At 71.3% G+C, this 16,774-nt stretch carries 16 protein-coding genes; 7 read left to right on the top strand and 9 right to left on the bottom strand.

What is annotated here, in order from left to right; genetic code table 11:
- The first annotated feature begins 277 nt into the window (after window positions 1–277).
- The 3 genes from SPOPO_RS35805 (at window position 278) to SPOPO_RS0126325 (ending at window position 2,775) form a co-directional block, all read left to right on the top strand.
- Complete coding sequence (locus SPOPO_RS35805; protein ID WP_019878227.1) at window positions 278–829, top strand: ComF family protein; 552 nt, start codon at window positions 278–280, stop codon at window positions 827–829.
- Window positions 830–1,272: 443 nt separating this feature from the next.
- Entirely contained in the window at window positions 1,273–1,908 is a 636-nt protein-coding gene (gene hpf, locus SPOPO_RS31805; protein WP_051098462.1) for a ribosome hibernation-promoting factor, HPF/YfiA family, read from the top strand.
- Between the two features lie 162 nt (window positions 1,909–2,070).
- A complete protein-coding gene (locus tag SPOPO_RS0126325) occupies window positions 2,071–2,775 on the top strand; it encodes a response regulator (RefSeq protein ID WP_051098725.1) in 705 nt (234 codons plus the stop codon).
- A 22-nt stretch (window positions 2,776–2,797) separates the two neighbouring features.
- On the opposite strand, the gene SPOPO_RS33365 is transcribed toward SPOPO_RS0126325, so the two are convergent.
- From SPOPO_RS33365 to SPOPO_RS31790, 5 genes are all read right to left on the bottom strand, one after another.
- Window positions 2,798–3,286, bottom strand: coding sequence for a DUF2505 domain-containing protein (locus tag SPOPO_RS33365; RefSeq protein WP_019878222.1), 489 nt, complete (start codon window positions 3,284–3,286; stop codon window positions 2,798–2,800).
- Between the two features lie 47 nt (window positions 3,287–3,333).
- Window positions 3,334–3,834: a pyridoxamine 5'-phosphate oxidase family protein gene (locus tag SPOPO_RS0126315; protein WP_019878221.1), complete on the bottom strand. Its 501-nt coding sequence runs from the start codon at window positions 3,832–3,834 to the stop codon at window positions 3,334–3,336.
- Window positions 3,835–3,868: 34 nt separating this feature from the next.
- Window positions 3,869–5,020 (bottom strand): winged helix-turn-helix domain-containing protein, encoded by a 1,152-nt coding sequence (locus tag SPOPO_RS0126310; protein ID WP_019878220.1) that lies wholly within the window; start codon window positions 5,018–5,020, stop codon window positions 3,869–3,871.
- A 50-nt stretch (window positions 5,021–5,070) separates the two neighbouring features.
- Entirely contained in the window at window positions 5,071–5,271 is a 201-nt protein-coding gene (locus tag SPOPO_RS31795) for an HGxxPAAW family protein (RefSeq protein WP_019878219.1), read from the bottom strand.
- Between the two features lie 68 nt (window positions 5,272–5,339).
- Window positions 5,340–5,945 carry a GNAT family N-acetyltransferase gene (locus SPOPO_RS31790; RefSeq protein WP_019878218.1) on the bottom strand — a complete coding sequence of 202 codons (606 nt, stop codon included), beginning with the start codon at window positions 5,943–5,945 and terminating at the stop codon, window positions 5,340–5,342.
- Between the two features lie 237 nt (window positions 5,946–6,182).
- On the opposite strand from SPOPO_RS31790, the gene secA reads away from it, so the two are divergent.
- Complete coding sequence (gene secA / locus SPOPO_RS0126295) at window positions 6,183–8,936, top strand: preprotein translocase subunit SecA (protein WP_342672924.1); 2,754 nt, start codon at window positions 6,183–6,185, stop codon at window positions 8,934–8,936.
- A 50-nt stretch (window positions 8,937–8,986) separates the two neighbouring features.
- Here the strand turns inward: secA and SPOPO_RS33360 are convergent, their stop codons facing one another.
- The 3 genes from SPOPO_RS33360 to SPOPO_RS0126280 form a co-directional block, all read right to left on the bottom strand.
- Window positions 8,987–10,642 carry an HNH endonuclease signature motif containing protein gene (locus SPOPO_RS33360; RefSeq protein WP_084671854.1) on the bottom strand — a complete coding sequence of 552 codons (1,656 nt, stop codon included), beginning with the start codon at window positions 10,640–10,642 and terminating at the stop codon, window positions 8,987–8,989.
- A gap of 312 nt (window positions 10,643–10,954) precedes the next feature.
- Window positions 10,955–11,629, bottom strand: a complete 675-nt coding sequence (locus SPOPO_RS0126285; protein WP_019878215.1) for an HAD family hydrolase — start codon at window positions 11,627–11,629, stop codon at window positions 10,955–10,957.
- Between the two features lie 58 nt (window positions 11,630–11,687).
- Window positions 11,688–12,221, bottom strand: a complete 534-nt coding sequence (locus tag SPOPO_RS0126280) for an Rv3235 family protein (RefSeq protein ID WP_019878214.1) — start codon at window positions 12,219–12,221, stop codon at window positions 11,688–11,690.
- A gap of 167 nt (window positions 12,222–12,388) precedes the next feature.
- Between SPOPO_RS0126280 and SPOPO_RS0126275 the strand changes: the two genes are divergently transcribed.
- A complete protein-coding gene (locus tag SPOPO_RS0126275; protein WP_019878212.1) occupies window positions 12,389–12,889 on the top strand; it encodes a DUF6912 family protein in 501 nt (166 codons plus the stop codon).
- 210 nt (window positions 12,890–13,099) lie between these two features.
- Complete coding sequence (locus SPOPO_RS0126270) at window positions 13,100–13,561, top strand: hypothetical protein (protein WP_019878211.1); 462 nt, start codon at window positions 13,100–13,102, stop codon at window positions 13,559–13,561.
- 18 nt (window positions 13,562–13,579) lie between these two features.
- Here the strand turns inward: SPOPO_RS0126270 and SPOPO_RS0126265 are convergent, their stop codons facing one another.
- Window positions 13,580–14,950 (bottom strand): LCP family protein, encoded by a 1,371-nt coding sequence (locus SPOPO_RS0126265; RefSeq protein ID WP_169577239.1) that lies wholly within the window; start codon window positions 14,948–14,950, stop codon window positions 13,580–13,582.
- Between the two features lie 177 nt (window positions 14,951–15,127).
- Here SPOPO_RS0126265 and pruA point away from each other — a divergent pair, with 177 nt between their 5' ends.
- Window positions 15,128–16,753: an L-glutamate gamma-semialdehyde dehydrogenase gene (gene pruA / locus SPOPO_RS0126260; RefSeq protein ID WP_019878208.1), complete on the top strand. Its 1,626-nt coding sequence runs from the start codon at window positions 15,128–15,130 to the stop codon at window positions 16,751–16,753.
- Window positions 16,754–16,774 lie beyond the last annotated feature (21 nt).

Here is a 16,774-nt window from a genome sequence, read left to right as displayed (position 1 = left end):
CACCCCTTGTTCAAAAGGGGTGACACCCCTTACTGCGAAGTAAGGGGTGTCACCCTTTGTTTTCCACAGGGCGCGGCGTCCACAGGGCGGGGCGTTCGGGCGTCCTGGGGAGGCGGGCAGGGGCACGCTCGGGGCCGTGGGGCGGTGGACGAGCCTGACGAGCCTGCGGAGCACGCTGGCGGACCTCGTGCTCCCGACGCCGTGCGCGGGGTGCGGGGCGGACAGCGTGGTTCCGGTATGTCCGGATTGTCTGGCCGGGTTGGGATGTCCGCGCCTCGTGCCGCCGCAGCCGGTGCACCCGCCGGGCCTGCCGCCGGTGCGCTGTCTCGCGGACTGGGACGGCGCCGCGCGGAACCTCGTCCTCGCGCACAAGGAGCGCGGGCGAACCGAGCTCGCGACCGTCCTCGGGCGGGTGCTGGCGCCCGCGGTCGCGGCAGCGGGGCCCGGGCCGCTCCTGCTCGTCCCGATCCCGAGCCGGCCCGGCGTGCGCCGGTCCCGCGGGCACGACCCGGTCGCCCGCACGGCCATCGCCGCGGCGGCGGCGCTGCGCGCCCAGGACCGCACGGCGCAGGCGCTGCCGTTGCTGCGGCACGCCCGGGCGGTGCGCGACCAGGCCGGGCTGGGCTCGGCGCAACGGGCCCGAAACCTGGCCGGCGCGCTGGTCGCGCGGCGGGGCGCGGGCGTCGCGATGCCGGGCGCGTCGGTCGTGCTGATCGACGACGTCCTCACCACCGGCGCGACGTTGAGCGAGGCCGCGCGAGCCTTGCGCGAGGCCGGAATTCCCGTTCTGGCCGGGGCTGTCGTGGCCGCAGTCCTTAAGCGAGCCTGAGCAAATCGTGTGGGGAAGGATTCACCCTGTGCACCGGAGCGGACACGGGTTACCGTCGTCTGCATGGCACCTGCCCGGGTCCGTGGTTGCGCCGGTGCAAGCCGGCTAGCCGAGGCCAGCCGCAGGCGAAGCGGCCCACGTAAGGCGACTCTTCGTCGTCCGATCACGGTGCGGTTTAGAAGTAAGTCCTGCCCCGCCGAGAGTCCAGATGGCTTTCGTCCCGGGAGAAGGGGAGTAGTGGCTCTGGCTGCGAGACCCTCAGCAGGCGAATGTGGGGTAGAAGACCAGGTCGGCCGGGCAGGTGTCACAGTCGGGGGCTCCGCCCCCGACGACCCCCGGGAACTCGAGGGGGTCCGCCCCTGTGGAACCCCGAGAGAAGGGGTAGTACTTCGCATCCCCGAACACAACGGCCTCCGGTCGTTGCCTGTAGCAAGGGAGTAGGCGTGGAAATTGTGGTCAAGGGTCGCCGCACCGATGTCTCGGAGCGGTTCCGCCGGCACGTCCAGGACAAGCTCGCCAAGCTCGAGCGCTGGGACGGCAAGATCATCAGTGTCGACGTGGAGGTGTCGAGAGAACGCAACCCCCGACTCACCGACGTGTGTGAGCGGGTCGAGATCACCGTTCTGACCCGCGGCGCGACGGTTCGCGCCGAGGCTGCAGCCGCGGACCCCTACGCCGCGCTGGATCTGGCTTACGGGAAGTTGGAGGTGCGCATGCGTAAGGCCGCAGACCGTCGCCGCGTCCACCACGGATCCCGCACACCGGTCTCGGTCGCCATGGCGACCGCTCCGCTCGCCTCCGCCAACGGCTCCTCCGCGAAGTCCGCGGCCGCCGTTCTCGAGGTCGACGAGGACATGATGAGTTGGGGCGACGGCGGCCTCGACGTCGAGGGCGACTGCCCCATGGTGGTCCGCGAGAAGACCCACCACGCCGCACCCATGACCCTGGACCAGGCGCTCTACCAGATGGAGCTCGTGGGTCATGACTTCTTCCTGTTCGTGGACGCCGACTCCGGCCTCCCGAGCGTCGTCTACCGCCGGCACGGCTACGACTACGGCGTCATCCGCCTGCAGACCTGACGGGCGTCCAACCCGCAACAACTGACGACCCGGCACTTTTCGGTACACAACGGGTCAAGCCGAACGGGACCACCCCGTGTGGCTACTCCGAAGATTTCCATTCGGGCCACACGGGGGGCCCGTCCGGGTTAGGTTGCGGGCATGAGCGACCCCGGCAGCGAGATGGGCGGCGCCGAGATCCCGCGTCAGTCCGGGCCCCCGAACGAACCGATCCGCGTCCTCATCGCGGACGACCACGTGCTGTTCCGCCGTGGCCTCGAGATGGTCCTCTCGCAGGAATCCGACTTCGCCCTCGTGGGCGAGGCGGCCGACGGCGAGGAGGCGGTCCGCAAGGCCGCCGACCTGCTCCCCGACGTCGTCCTGCTCGACGTGCGCATGCCGAAGCTCTCGGGCATCGAGGCGGCCGCGGCGATCAAGGAGGTCGCTCCCGTCGCCAAGATCATCATGCTGACGATCAGCGACGAGGAGAGCGACCTCTACGAGGCGGTCAAAGCCGGCGCGACGGGGTACCTGCTCAAGGAGATCTCCATCGAGGAGGTCGCCACCGGCATCCGCGCGGTCCACGAGGGCCAGTCGCTGATCAGCCCGGCCATGGCGTCCAAGCTCCTCAACGAGTTCGCCTCGCTGATCAAGAAGGACCCCCGCAGCAGCAACCGCGTCCCGGCCCCGCGCCTGACCGAGCGTGAGCTCGACGTCCTGCGTCTGGTCGCCCGCGGTCGCAACAACCGCGAGATCGCGCGCGAGCTGTTCATCAGCGAGAACACGGTCAAGAACCACGTCCGCAACATCCTGGAGAAGCTGCAGCTGCACTCCCGGATGGAGGCGGTCTTCTACGCGGTCCGCGAGAAGTTGCTCGACATCAACTGACACTCCGTCAGGGTGGCGAGAGTCAGCGGCCCCCGCCGGCGAGCCAGGTCTTGCCGAGTTCCTCGTCCTTGGCGAGGAGACGATCGACGATGCTCGCGACGTAACTCTCGACCTTGCCCCCGACGAGCGGGACCTTCACCGCGATCGACGCTTCGACGGTGACGACCGTCGACGCCCCCGACTCGGCCAGGCGGATCGTCCCACGGACGTCACCGGGCTGCTTGAGGATCTCGACGAGCAGGGTCGCCTCGGTCGGGCTGGTCCAGGTCTGGGTCTCCTGGATGCCGATCTTGTCGCCGACGAAGTTCTTGAGGAACCCCGGCGGGTCGATGGCCATCAGCCGGTAGACCGAGATCGTCGTGCCGTCCGCGCCGCCCGTGACCGAGGCCTCGGCGCTGATCGGGTTCCCGGCCTGCGCGCGCTGCTCCTGGTACGCCGGGTCGGTCACCATCGCGTGAACGGCGGCGGGCGGCGCGTCCCAGGTGAAGGTGTGCGTGTAGCGAGTGGCCATGGGGGGATTCTGCCGTTCGCCGCCCCGGGACTCGGCAAGCGGTCGGCTCAGGGCTCCGGATCCATGTGGAAGACGAACATCTTCGCCGCCTCGATCCGCCAGTACGGAGCGCCCTGCTCGCCGAAATTGTCGGCGCCGTACTTGTCCCGCAGCGCATCGAGCAGCGGGGCGGCGTACGGATCCTCGGTACCCCAGCCGATGAGGTGCGCCTGCCCGTGGACGGTGACCGACAGGTGTTCGCCAGGCAGGTGCACCGCGCTGACCTGAGGCCGGGCGGCGATGTGCCGGGCCCGCACCGACGTGGGGGAGCTGCCGAAGCAGAACGACCCGCGGATGAAGAACGCGTCCACGGCCCCGACCAGCGGCCGGTTGTCCGCGGTCACGGTCGCGAGGGAGAGCAGGCACATGCTCTGCAGCCGTTCGGTCAGGGCCTTCGCGTCGAGCCAGCGGTCCGCGGTGAAGATGTCGGCGAGGTGCCCGCCGGCGCCGGCCCGGCTCCGGTCGAGCAGTTCCTGCAGGGCGGCCAGGTCCTCGGGGGTCTCGTACACGGTCTGCTCCTCGGTGTCGTGACGCCGGCCGGCGTCAGGCGGTGTCGGTCAGGGCGGCGTGCAGCCGGTCGGCGAGGCCGACCGGTTCGACGCGGTCGATCGAGACGGAGTCGCAGCCCACCCAGGCCGCCGCCTCCCAGAGCGCGGCGGCCATGGGGGCGACGGCCGCCGGGGTGTCGAGGAAGACCGCCTGCGCCGCGAGCGTGGTGCCGATGCGCTTCGGGTCCACGCGGCCCAGGAGCCGGCCGCCGGCCAGCAGCGGCATCGTGAAGTAGCCGTAGTCCCGCTTCGCGGCCGGCTTGTAGGCCTCGAGGGCGTGGCTGAAGCCGAAGAGGCGCAGGGTGCGTTTGCGGTCCCAGATCAGGGAGTCGAACGGCGAGAGCAGCGTCGTCCGGTGGCGGCCGCGGGCGTCGACCTGCGCCAGCGCCGCCGCGTCCGCCCACGCGGGGGCCGACCAGCCCTCCACCGCGACCGGGATCAGCCCGGTGTCCGGCAGGACGGCCTCGACGTCCGCCCGCGAGATCCGCGGGTAGTCCGCGAGGTCGGCGGCGGTCGCGACCCCCATCGCCGCGCCGGCCGCGGCGACGAGACGGCGGTGGCACTCGGTGTCGTCGAGAGTGTCGGCGGCGAGAACCTCGGCGGGCAGCGCCCGCTCGGCCAGGTCGTAGACGCGGCGCCACTCGACCCGGCGGGTGCAGACCACTTCACCGGTGTCGAGCAGGAACTCGATGGCGATCTTCTGGCCCGACCAGTCCCACCACGGACCGCCCTTCTTGGCGCCGCCGATGTCGCCCGTCGTCACCGGCCCGCCGTCGGCGAGGCGGGCCCGGACCTCCGCGAACACCGACTCGGGCGGCCGCTCGTGCCAGCGGATCCCGCGCTCGCGAAAGTGCCGCCGCCGGAAGGAGTACAGCGGCCAGGTCTCGACGGGGAGGATGCACGCCGCGTGCGACCAGTACTCCACGCACGCGCCGCTCCAGAACGCCCGCTCGACGGCGGGACGCCCCACCGGCCCGAGCCGGGCGTAGGGGACCAGCTCGTGGGACCGGGCCAGGACCGAGATCGTGTCGAGCTGGACCGCCCCGAGCAGCCGCAGCACCGCGGCGGGATTCCGGGGTCGTGCCCCGAGCAGGCCCTGGGTCCGCAGCGCGAGACGGCGCGCGTCAGCGGCGGAGAGGGAGTCCACCCCTCAGATACTGCCGAAGGGGTCCGACAGTTTCCGGGCCAGTGACGGGGTCAGTGACCCTCGGTGGAGTAGTCCTCCATGATCCCCACCGCGAGGGCGAAGATCCCGCCGGCGGCAGTGATGCCCGTGCCGGTCCAGAAGAGCCACCAGGTCGGGTCCATGCACAGCGCGACCCCGGCCACGGTGAATCCCACGCAGATGACGAGGACCGCGATCCACGAGATCGGGCGTCCCTGACCGCCGTGCGCCACCGGTGCCCTCCTCGAGCCGTACGTCGAATGTGCGGCGCTCACTCTACGCAGGGGCTTTACCGAGGGAGCTAAGGGGTCGGGGCGGCGGGGCGCGGGGCCGGATCCCCGGCGAGGCGGGCGTGCATCTCCATGTCGAACCAGCCCCCGTCGGCGCGGGGCAGCGCCCCGCGGGCGACGCCTTCCGGCAGGTAGCCCGCCGCGGCGGCGACCTGGCACGCCGCGGTGTTCTGCACTGCGTGGTAGAGCGACAGGCGGTTGAGCTCCAGTGACGTGAACGCCCAGCGGGTGACCACGTTGACGGCGGCGACCGCCACGCCACGCTGGCGGGCGGCCGGGGCGGTCCAGAACCCGATGTCCGCCGCGCGGGGCCAGATCCCGAACGAACGGAGCGTGACCGAGCCGAGCAGTTCGGCGGTGGTGGCGTCCTGGACGGCGAAGGAGAGCACCCGGCCCTCGCGCCACGCCCGGAGGCGGGCGTCGATCCAGGCTCCGGCGGCCTCCTCGGTCGCCGGGACCTTGGCCACGGCCCACTCCCGCCAGACCGGGTCCCGCATCGCGGCGAGCAGCTCCGGGATCAGCCGGTGTTCCCACGGACGCAACTGGAGCGTGCCGGCCGCGATCTCGATCGGCTCCGGCGGCAGCTCTGGAGGTGCGTGTGGGTCGGGAGTGATCACAGAGACTATTCAAACTCAGTCCGCGCCCTGTCCGGGTGCTAATGCGCCGACTGGGTCATTACGTCCCCCACCTGCGCACCCCCGTCGGCGGCGCACCCCTGGCCGACCTGCGGCGCCCCGGCCACGCGGCGGACGTGCGGAGATCGCCGGACGCCTACGATGGGCTCCACGTTTGACCGCACGATTTGGCAGCACGACCAGGCAGGAGCTCCGCGGGTGCCCAATCTCCTCGACAAGATGCTGCGTACCGGCGAGGGCAAGACCTTGCGCAAGCTGGCCGGCATCGCCGAACAGGTGAACATCCTCGAGCCCGACTTCGAGAAGATGTCCGACGGCGAGCTGCGGGCCATGACGGACGAGTTCCGCAAGCGGCTCGAGGACGGCGAGACCCTCGACGACATCCTCGCCGAGGCCTTCGCGACCGTGCGCGAGGCGGCCAAGCGCACCCTGGGCCAGCGGCACTACGACGTCCAGATCATGGGCGGCGCGGCGCTGCACATGGGCAACATCGCCGAGATGAAGACCGGTGAGGGCAAGACCCTCGTCGCGACGTGTCCGACGTACCTGAACGCCCTCGAGGGCAAGGGCGTCCACGTCATCACCGTCAACGACTTCCTCGCGAGCTACCAGGCCGACCTCATGGGCCGCGTGCACCGCTTCCTCGGCCTGAGCGTCGGGACAATCCTGGCGCAGCAGACGCCGGCCGTCCGCCGTGAGCAGTACGCCTGCGACGTCACCTACGGCACCAACAACGAGTTCGGGTTCGACTACCTGCGCGACAACATGGCGTGGACCGCCGACGAGCTCGTCCAGCGCGGGCACAACTTCGCGATCGTGGACGAGGTCGACTCCATCCTCATCGACGAGGCCCGGACGCCGCTGATCATCTCCGGCCCCGCCGACCAGGCCACGAAGTGGTACTCGGAGTTCGCGCGGCTCGTGCAGATGCTGCGCAAGGGTGAGGCCGCGAAGGACTCGATCCGCGAGGGCAAGGTCCCCGAGACCGGCGACTACTCGGTCGACGAGAAGAAGCGCACCGTCGCTGTCCACGAGGCCGGCATCGCCAAGGTCGAGGACTGGCTCGGCATCGACAACCTCTACGAGTCGGTGCACACGCCGCTGATCGGCTACCTGAACAACGCCATCCGCGCCAAGGAGCTCTTCCGCAACGACAAGGACTACATCGTCGTCGACGGCGAGGTGCTGATCGTCGACGAGCACACCGGCCGTGTGCTCGCGGGCCGTCGCTACAACGAGGGCATGCACCAAGCGATCGAGGCCAAGGAAGGCGTCCCGATCAAGGACGAGAACCAGACCCTCGCCACGATCACCCTGCAGAACTTCTTCCGCCTCTACACCAAGCTCTCCGGCATGACCGGTACGGCCATGACTGAGGCGTCCGAGTTCGACAAGATCTACAAGCTCGGCGTCGTCCAGATCCCGACGAACAAGCCGATGGTCCGCATGGACCAGCCCGACCTCGTCTACAAGACCGAGGACGCGAAGTGGAACGCGGTCGTCAAGGACATCGCGGAGCGCTTCGAGAAGGGCCAGCCGGTCCTCGTCGGTACGACGTCGGTCGAGAAGTCCGAGCACCTGTCCGGGCTGCTGAAGCGGCAGGGCATTCCGCACGAGGTCCTCAACGCGAAGCAGCACGCGCGTGAGGCGGCTGTCGTCGCGCAGGCCGGCCGCAAGAGTGCGGTCACCGTCGCCACCAACATGGCCGGTCGCGGTACCGACATCATGCTCGGCGGCAACGTCGAGTTCCTCGCGCACGAGGAGCTCGAGCGGCGCGGCCTGAACGCGCAGGAGGACCCCGAGGGCTACGAGGCCGCCTGGGCCGCGGCACTCGACGCCGCGAGCAAGGCCGCGCAGGCCGAGCACGACGAGGTCGCCGACCTCGGCGGGCTCTACGTCCTCGGCACCGAGCGCCACGAGTCGCGGCGCATCGACAACCAGCTCCGTGGTCGTTCCGGCCGTCAGGGCGACCCGGGCGAGTCGCGGTTCTACCTGTCGCTGGGCGACGACCTGATGCGGCTGTTCAAGGCCGGCGTCGTCGAGCAGGTGCTGACGCGGCTGAACGTCCCCGAGGACGTGCCGATCGAGTCGAAGATGGTCAGCCGCGCGATCCAGTCCGCGCAGTCGCAGGTCGAGCAGCAGAACTTCGAGATCCGCAAGAACGTCCTCAAGTACGACGAGGTGCTGAACAAGCAGCGCATGGTGGTCTACGAGGAGCGGCGTCGCGTCCTCCACGGCGAGGACCTGCGCGACCAGGTGCTGGAGTTCATCGACTACACGATCGATGCCTACGTCGACGCGGAGACCAAGGACACCTTCGCCGAGGACTGGGACCTCGAGAAGCTCTGGAACGCCCTGCGTCAGCTGTACCCCGTCGGGATCACCCCGGAAGAGATCTGGGACGACTTCGACAACGTCGACGCGCGCGACGTCGAGACGCTCAAGGAGAAGCTCAAGGACGACGCCTTCGACCGCTACGACGAGCGCGAGGCCGCGGTCGGCGAAGAGGTCATGCGCGAGATCGAGCGCCGGGTCGTCCTCTCCGTCCTCGACCGCAAGTGGCGTGAGCACCTCTACGAGATGGACTACCTTCGCGAGGGCATCGGCCTGCGCGCGATGGCCCAGCGCGACCCGCTCGTCGAGTACCAGCGCGAGGGCTACGACCTGTTCCGGGCGATGATGGAAGCCATCCGCGAGGAGTCGGTCGGTTACATCTTCAACGTCGAGGTCGAGGTCGACGAGAGCGGCGCCGGCGAGGACGACGAGTCGATGAACGGCGAGTCCCCCCTCCTGGCCAAGGGCCTCGAGGCGCCCGAGCGTCCGCGCGAGCTGACCTTCACCGCCCCTGGCGCCGACGGCGAGGAGGAGATTCACACCGAGCGCGCGGACTCCGACGGCTCCGACGCCGACTCCAACGGCGCCGGCCGCGGCAACCGCGCCGAGCGCCGGGCCCGCAAGAAGGGCCGCCGCTGAGCCAAGGACCGCTGAGCGCTCCCGGGGCGGCCTGGTTCGCCCCGGGAGCCTCAGGCGGCTGGCTCGTCGGGTGCGGGGCGGGGTGGTGGTCGTTCCCCGGGGTCGATCAGGGGTGGGATTTCGACGTCGTAGCTGACGCCGAGGCGGGTGATCCAGCGGACCTTCTGGTCGGACAGGCGGATTAGTTGCCACCCGCCCTTGGTCTTGAGGTCGTGGTCGTGCTCGCAGAGCGGGCCGAGGTTCCCGGCCAGGGTCAGACCCCCGCGGGCGTGGTCGATCGTGTGGTCGATCTCCGACCGCGCGGCGGGCAGCCGGCAGCCGGGGGCCTGGCAGGTGGTCATCCGCAGCTGGGTGTCCCGGCGTAACCCTTGGCGGGGGAACCGACGCCGGGCGTCGTCGGGGTCCTCCGGGGTGGGCGGGCCGGCCGGGTTGTCCGTGTCGGCGCCGGCGGTCGCCAGGAGGTGGTGGCGGCCGATCTCGACCAGGACGGGGTGCCAGAGCGCGACCTCGGGGCTGGTGACGGTCTGGTCGAGCAGGGCCTGCAGCAGCGTGGCGGGGATGAGCAGGTCGACGATGCCGTGGTCATCCGCGCGGCGCTTGGGCCAGTCGATCGGCCGTGCGCTGATGAGCCCGGAGCTGATCGCGTACCCGGCGGGGTCGGTGACCGCGAACCGCCACTGCCCCGCCGCCAGTCGGTGGGCGAGGTCGCGGGCGTACTCGGCGTGCACCGGTCCCTGCCCGGCGAGCTCGGCGGGGTCGCGGTCCATCCCGAGCAGGGTGGAGACCTTCGCGGTGAGCTGCACCCCGTGGTGCGGCGACCGCGCCACCGGCGCCCGCTCGGGCTCGGGCTCCGGCTCGGTCTCGCGCTCCGGCTCGGTCTCGCGCTCGGGCGCGGGCTCCGCCTCGGGCTCGGGCTCCGTCTCGAACGCGTCGCCCTCGTCGGTCTCGGCCGTCTCGACCGTCTCGTCGTGGGTGGGGCGGGTGGTGGCGAGGTGGGCGAGGATCTGGTCGTCGGTGAAGTCGGCGTAGGTGCCGTCCAGCAGGTTGAGCGCGATCTCCGAGCGCAGGTGATCCAGCGGCCGCGGGTCCCCCGCGCGTTTGGCGTCATCGGCCAGCTTCCGCACCCGGGCGATGGCGGCGGCGACCCGGGCGGGGTCCTGGTTCTGCGCGGCCAGGGTGGCGGTGCCGTCCTCGTTGCGCCAGGAGATCACCCGCCGGTCCCGGTGGGCCTCGGCGAAGCGCCGTTGGGCCCAGTCCGGATCGAGCTGGATCCCGAGCTTGCGGCACCGCGTGCCGATCTGCTCACTGGTCCAGGGGCGGTCGGCGTCGATCGAGCAGTGCCCGAGGACCTCATCGATCACGGTGTTGGCGTGCTCGTCGCTCATGTCCCGGACCCAGAAGTGGATGACGCGGGCCCGTTCGATGCTCAACCCGCCGGCGGCCATCGCGGCATGGAGCTTGGGGAAGCGGCGCACCACGGCCCAGGCGAAGTCGAGCAGCTCGTTCGCGGTGTAGGCCGAGATCCGCAACGCGGTGCGGACCTCATCGGCGCCCCAGCGGTCCGGGGCCGCCAGGCGCACGATCTCGTCCTGGGAGTCCAGGCCGCGGGATCCGACCTCGGCCACCATTGCCAGCCAGGCCGCGTGGGCGGCGTTGAGCTGTCGTTGGCCGGCCCGCAGGACGGCGACCGACTCGGCCCCGGTCATCGACGCGCACTCGCCCTCGCTGGGCGCGATGCCCAACGAGACCTGCCACGCACTCGGCGTGGAATGGGTGGCTGTCGATGTCCCCGTCATCACGAATCAACCTAGCGGCCACCACCGACAGTCCATTTTCGCCGAGATCGAGAGCGAGGAGAGGCTGAACCTTCGGTGCCACAACACCTCTGACGCAGCATCAACACCACGCGACCCCGTTGGAGATGTCATCTCCAACGGGTTGTGGATAACCCCGACGAAAGGGTGACACCCCATGACTCGGGAGTAAGGGGTGTCACCCTTTTAAATTCTGGTCGACCGCTATCGGCCGGGAGTCGGCGGAGGGAGAAGAGTCGCGAGGCGTTCGGGGGTCCAGCCTTCGAGAGTGTCGACGACGGTCAGGCCGTGGCCGGGGGAGAGCGGGACGAAGTTCTGGACCGCGAGGGTCGGGACGCCGGCGGCGACGGCGGAGGCCACGCCCTTCGGGCTGTCCTCGATCGCGAGGCAGCGCGCGGGGTCCTGGCCGAGCATCCGGGCCGCGACGAGGTACGGGTCGGGGTAGGGCTTCGGGCGGTCGACCTCGTCGCCGGTCACCAACGCCGCGAAGCGGTCGGGCACCGAGTCGACGACCGCTTCGGCGAAGCGGCGCCAGGACATCGTCACCAGCGCGCACGGAACGCGGCGGGCGTGCAGCTCCTCCAGCAGCTCGCGGGCCCCCGGGCGCCACGGCAGGCGGGCGCGGACGCGCTCGACGACCCCGTCCAGCAGCCGCTCGACGATCTCGATCGGCTCCAACGGGACGCCCCCGTGCTCCGCGATCGCTCGGCCGGTGTCGATCAGGTCGTTCCCGACCTGCGCGTGTGCGAGCTCGTCCGACCACGTCCCGCCGTACGACTCGACAAGCGCGTACTCGCACTCGATCCAGTACGGCTCGGTGTCGACGAGCGTGCCGTCCATGTCCCACAGGACGGCCGCGGGGAGGCGAGCGATGGTCACGGGACGCCGAGCGTAACTGCCGTCCCGGGACCGCTGCCGCGGCAGGACACCGAGTCCGTCAGCCGACCTCCAGCGCGGTGCACAGCCAGCGGGACCGGCGGGACTCGAGCCGGAACGCGAGTGCCTTCGGGCGGGTGAGGCCGTGGACCACTGTCGTCACCTCGGCGACTCCGGCGGCGGGGGAGCAGATGCGCACCGCGCGCAGGGCCGCCCGGCGGCGCGGGCGCGCGGCCGCGAGCGCGGCGTGGCGGGCGAGGACGTCGAACACCTCGGGCAGCGTCCACTGCCGGAACTGCCCCGGGGTGCGCTCGCCGGTGAGGATCTGGGCGATCGCCATCGCGAGCGTGTCCGCCCAGCACCGCAGCGGGGGCAGGGTCTCGTCGGCCGGGTCTTCGACCGGCGGCTCCGCGACCACGCGCAGCACCGGCGTCGGAGCGGCCGGCACCCCGGAGGGGAGCGTGAAGGTGAGGGCGAGCGTGCCCTGGACGGCGTTGACCGGGGCGACCGGGAGCACCGGGAACTCGTCGTAGGGCGGCTCGGTGGCGGGCGCGGGCAGGCGGCGCAGGCGGTACGCGGCGGCGGCCACGGACATACGAACTCCCCCGGACGGCGCGGCCGGCTCCCATGGCGGTGGGGACCGAGCGGCGTCCTGTTCGTGATCATGTGGGTGCGGGTGGGCAAGTTCTACGCGCTAAGTTACTCGCGAGTCAAGGTTCGTCCCGAGCCTTGTGGACAACCGATCGCAGGAGGTCAGGGCCGGTGCGGGTGTATCTGCCGACCACCTTCCCGGCGCTGGCGGCCGCCGCGGCGGCCGGCGGCTTCGGCCCGCCGCCGCTGCTCGCGTTCGCCGTCACCCCGGCCCTGCGGGAGTGGTACGCCTCGGGCGACGCCGAGGAGCTGGAGTACGCCGCGACCGTCGACGCTGCGCGTGAGTGCCTGCGTCGGCTCGCCGCCGACCCCGCCGCGCCGCCGCGCCGGGTCGTCGTCGCGGCCGACGTCCCGGACGAGTCCGTTCAGTTGGCGTCCGACGTCCACCCGGCGGCCGTGCGCCTGACCGTCGAGGTGTCGATGGGCAAGGTCGCGTCGGTCCACGTCGACGAGCCGGAGGCCGAGAACGACGTCCGCGCGGCCGTCGCCGCCGTCCCGGCCGCCGACGCGGGCGACGCGGATGCGGCTTTTGTCGTGGACGGTGCCGAAGACCACGACTTGCACTGGTACGCCACGCAAGAGATCCCGACGTTGATCGACGCCGTGTCCTGACCCGGTGGGACTTGCCGGACAGGTCTCGACGGATATGACCTGACTGATAGTCAGAGTCGTTGTGAATCGGGCACATCGGGCGATCCGACCGGGGTTACAGCCGCACGGGCAAGGCTTCGTCAAGCGATGGTTTGATCGGGATCGGCGACGGGCATTCGGCGGTCCAAGGCACCAGTACTGCGGGGGGCAGGAACTAACTCAGGGGGAACCATGCCGAAGATGACCCGTGCCGCGGTGCTGCTCGCCACGGCCACCGCCATCGCCCTTCCGAGCGCCGCGCACGCCGGCGAGATCGGGGCGGCGGTCTCGACCAGCGAGCAGGCCTACGGGACGCTGGCCATCTGCGCGGGCCGGGCCGACGGTCCGAGCTCGAAGATTCAGCTGGTCCGCAAGGGCAAGGTCGTCAAGACCTTCCGCATCGCGGGCTGCAAGGTGCTCACCAAGGGCAAGGGCCTGCCGAACGGCAAGTACCAGGTCCGCCACACCGCGCCCAAGGGCTACGTGACCACCGGCTGGATGGCCGGCGGGATCTCGGGCAAGGGCGACCAGAGCATGAGCAGCGTCAGCCGCTCCAGCTTCTCGGTGAAGCCGCGCAAGACCATGTCGACGGCCGGTTTCGTGCACAAGGGCAGCGCGAACTGGGTGACCTTCACCCGCACCGCCGCCCGCTGAGCCGGACTGCCGGTTCAGCTACAGGTTCGGACAGATCGGACGCAGCACGCCGTAGTCGCTGGTGGCCTCGGGGGTGAGGCTGCCGGCGACTGCGGCCGCCGCGCGCGCACGGATCGCCTCGACGTCCGGGTTCACGCTGGACGAGACGACGTCGAGGATCGTGACCCGGTCGATCTGCGCGGTCCGCCGGTACTGGCGGGCCAGTTCCGCGAAGTCCGGCAGCACCTCGGCCGGGATGTTCGTGAGCAGGATCTGCTTCGCTGCGCTGGTGAACTCGCGGATCGAGGTCAGGAGTGAGCCCGGGTCCGCCTGTCGCGCGATCGCGGTGAGCAGGCACCGCTGCCGGGCCTGGCGCTCCTCGTCGCCGCTGGCGAACCGGGAGCGGGCGTACCAGAGCGCGGAGTACCCGTCGAGTTTTTGCGGGCCGAGGGCGATCTCCCCGTGCGGGCGCGCCGTCACCGTTCCGTCGCCGGCGTGCGAGCCGCCGATCGGGATCGGAAGACCGTCCCCGGAGCGGACGTTCATCGTCACGCCGCCGAGTGAGTTCACGATCTTCCGGAAGCCGGCCATGTCGGTGAGCGCGTAGTAGTCGATGTCGATGCCGGTCAGGTACGCGGCGGCGTCGGTGATCGCGGCGGCGCCGGCGTTCTCCGGGCGCACGTGCGGCATCAGCGCCGGGTTGTCCGCGGCGACCGTGTAGAGGCTGAACCAGAATTCCGGGAACCCGTTCGGGTAGGCGTTCGCCAGCGGGGTGCCGGGCCGCAGCGGGATGTTCTGCAGGTTGCGCGGCAGGCTGATCAGCGACGTCCGGCCCGTGCGGGTGTCGACGGTCGCGAGGATCAGCGCGTCGGTGCGGACGCCCCGGCGGTCGTCCTCCCCGTCGCCGCCGAGCAGGAGCACCGAGACCCGGTCGCGGTCGGCGAAGGGCACCGGCGTGGGCGTCGGGGTCGGAGTGCTCAGGTCGACGCCCGCCACGGCAGGGTCGCCCGCGGCCTGGAGCAGGTCCGAGCGAAACTTCTCGGACAGGACGTCGCGGGCCGCGTAGACCGTCGACGCGCCGTAGGTCAGCGGCGTCATCACCGCGAGGCAGGTCAGGCCGACGAGCCCGCGAGTGACGGCCGCCTGGGAGCCGGACATCCGCGGCGGGCGCGCGGCCCGGTAGGCGGAGAGGATCGCGGCGCACCAGAGCACGCCGGCGAGGACCAGGCCGGCGGCGATCGCGAGCAGGACGTCGGTCCTCACCGCGAGGCGCTCGGTGGCGGACGCGTCCAGCGTCAGCAGGGTCGCGCCCAGGCCGACGACCAGGGCGATCGTCGCCAGCAGCAGTGTCATCCCGGCGCGGCGGCGGCCGACGATCAGGTGCCCGACGCCCGGGAGCAGTGAGGCCACGGCCGCGGTCCGGGCCCGTCGCACCGCGCGCGCCTGCCGAACCCGATCGCGTCGCGCCGCCTGCATGAACCCCACCCCCGGACGAACCTCACCCTTTCGGGCGGCCGCTCGGAATTCTTGCTCCCCGGGGCGGACGATGCAGGGTGTTCGGCATATGTGGCGTGTCACGATGATCAGGTGGACGCCGTCACCGCCGTACCGCAGCCGCGCAACGAGCCGGTCCTCACCTACGCGCCCGGGTCGCCCGAGCGCGCCCGGGTGGAGGAGGCGCTCAAGGCCGTTGCGGCCGAGACCGCCGACATCACGCTGACCGTCGCCGGTGAGCAACGCGGCGGCTCCGGCGAGGAGCTCGTGGTCCGGGCCCCGCACCGGCACGACCTCGTGCTGGCCCGGGGCCGCGCCGCGTCGACCGAGCAGACGTCGGCCGCGATCGACGCCGCGCTCGCCGCGGCGCCGGCGTGGCGCGAGCTGTCCTTCGACGCCCGCGCGGCCGTGTTCCTGCGCGCCGCCGACCTGCTCGCCGGTCCGCAGCGCGACTACAGCAACGCCGTCACGATGCTCGGGCAGTCGAAGACCGTCCACCAGTCCGAGATCGACGCGGTCTGCGAGCTCGTCGACTTCTGGCGCTGGAACGTGCACTTCGCGCGCGAGATCCTCGCGACCCAGCCGATCTCGGTGCCGGGCCAGTGGAACCGCACCGACCACCGGCCGCTCGAGGGGTTCGTCTACGCGGTCACGCCGTTCAACTTCACCTCGATCGCCGCGAACCTCCCGACCGCCCCGGCGCTGATGGGCAACACTGTCGTCTGGAAGCCGTCGACGACGCAGCTGCTCTCGGCCCAGGCCTCGATGCGCCTGCTCGAGGCGGCCGGGCTCCCGCCCGGCGTCATCAACCTGGTGCCGGGCGCGGGGCCGGAGGCCTCGGCTGCGGTCCTGCCGCACCCCGCGCTGGCCGGCATCCACTTCACGGGGTCGACGGCGACCTTCTCCGCGCTGTGGCGCGGGGTGGCCGACAACCTGTCGTCGTACCGGACCTACCCGCGGCTGGTGGGGGAGACCGGTGGCAAGGACTTCGTCCTCGCCCACCCCTCCGCCGACCCGGCCGCGCTGCGCACCGCCCTGATCCGCGGGGCGTTCGAGTACCAGGGCCAGAAGTGCTCTGCCGCGTCGCGGGCGTTCGTCCCGCGGTCCGTGTGGGAGCGGATGGGCGAGGACCTGCTCGCCGAGACCGCGTCCCTGCCGATGGGCGACGTCGCGGACTTCTCGAACTTCCTCGGCGCTGTCATCGACGAGCGGGCGTTCATCAAGCTCCGCAACGCGATCGGCCGCGCTCGCGACGGGTCGTCGACGCGCATCCTCGTCGGCGGTGAGTGCGACGACTCCGAGGGCTGGTTCGTCCGGCCGACGATCGTCGCGACCGACGACCCGACCAACGAGGTCCTCTGCACCGAGTACTTCGGCCCGCTGCTCGGCGTCTTCGTCTACGAGGACCGCGAGTGGACCGACGTCCTCCGCCTCGTCGACACCGGCACACCGTACGGCCTCACCGGCGCGGTGTTCGCGAACGACCGTGCCGCCGTCGAGCAGGCCTCCGCCGCCCTCCGCTTCACGGCCGGGAACTTCTACGTCAACGACAAGCCCACCGGCGCCGTCGTCGGCCAGCAGCCCTTCGGTGGCTCTCGCGCCTCCGGCACCAACGACAAGGCCGGCTCCCCCCTGAACCTCCTGCGGTGGCTCAGCCCCCGGTCGATCAAGGAGACCCTCGTCCCCCCGACCGAGTGGCGCTACCCCCACCTGGGCTGACGCGCCCAACTTCTCCTGCCT

It is taken from the genome of Sporichthya polymorpha DSM 43042, from assembly GCF_000384115.1.
In the GTDB taxonomy this organism is placed as follows: Bacteria; Actinomycetota; Actinomycetes; order Sporichthyales; family Sporichthyaceae; genus Sporichthya; species Sporichthya polymorpha.
The sequence above is the reverse complement of the archived record's forward strand: the minus strand, read 5'-3'. Positions and strand labels throughout refer to the sequence as shown.